1 protein-coding gene and 1 pseudogene are annotated in these 453 nt (G+C 67.1%); one reads left to right on the top strand and one right to left on the bottom strand.

Annotation, left to right across the window (positions count from 1 at the left end; translation table 11 throughout):
- Nucleotides 1-194 (bottom strand): helix-turn-helix domain-containing protein (locus K9U40_RS23765; protein WP_282892516.1); only part of this gene is annotated, 194 nt, incomplete at its 3' end.
- A 143-nt stretch (nucleotides 195-337) separates the two neighbouring features.
- On the opposite strand from K9U40_RS23765, the pseudogene K9U40_RS23760 reads away from it, so the two are divergent.
- Nucleotides 338-453 (top strand): annotated as a pseudogene (locus K9U40_RS23760) (tartrate dehydrogenase); the annotation flags it as partial.

Below are 453 nucleotides of genomic sequence, written 5' to 3'. Positions count from 1 at the left end.
CCCTCCTCCGTCACCGCCACGCGGCGCGTGGTGCGGTGCAGGAGCTTCACGGCCAGTTCCTCCTCGAGCAGGCGGATGCGCTTGCTGACGTAGGCAGGCGATGCGCCCAGCTCGGCAGCAGCCTGCGCGAAGCTGGCCCGGCGGACCACGGCGGTGAAGACCCGCAGGTCGTCGGTAGCGGGCGTTTTATGCACGTTGCGTGAACAATGGAACCACGGATGGCGGATTGTATTGCGCCGCGGTTTGCCGAAGAATCGGCTTCATGCGGTCGGTCGGGTCCCTCGGCGCGCCGGCCACCGATCCCTCCTTTCCACGCCTTTTTCCGGAGACTCCGCCCATGTCCAAGCCCTCCCAGACCTTCAAGATCGCCGTCCTGCCCGGCGACGGCATCGGCAAGGAAGTCATGCCCGAAGGCCTGCGTGCAACGAAGGCGGCCGCCGAACGCTTCGGCAT

It is taken from the genome of Xanthobacter autotrophicus (assembly GCF_030015065.1).
Taxonomy (GTDB): domain Bacteria; phylum Pseudomonadota; class Alphaproteobacteria; order Rhizobiales; family Xanthobacteraceae; genus Xanthobacter; species Xanthobacter autotrophicus_D.
Note: the sequence above shows the minus strand (reverse complement) of the source record. Positions and strands in the feature narration are given on the sequence as shown.